Raw genomic sequence first — 303 nt, 5'->3', positions numbered from 1 at the left:
CGGTTTTCCGCGAAGTTGATCACCATGTAACTGGCTTGCGGAATCTGCTTATCGCCAGCATAGGCACGGGCGATCTTGTTGCCATACTTCAAGGCATTTACGAACGGGAGACGCGTCTCCCGTACACCAAGAAGCTCGCCTTCTTTCAGATCGCGCGAATCGAGATGCTGGAACACAACCATCACGCGACGGCTGCTGTTGCTCCAGTCTCGACACTGCCTGATGACCAGATTGTACGGGTCATGGCGTTCAATGAATTCGTTCGGTGGATTGAACGTGAATTCGCGTTCCAGCATTAAGAAC

At 52.5% G+C, this 303-nt stretch carries 1 protein-coding gene; it reads right to left on the bottom strand.

Translation table 11 applies throughout. The features are described from left to right. On the bottom strand, window positions 1-303 hold a 303-nt coding region (locus AC1RPR_RS08675; protein WP_481763548.1), incomplete at both ends, for a hypothetical protein.

The sequence above is a fragment of the Dellaglioa sp. CoH-57-MRSF-22 genome (assembly GCF_056781895.1).
Note: the sequence above shows the minus strand (reverse complement) of the source record. Positions and strands in the feature narration are given on the sequence as shown.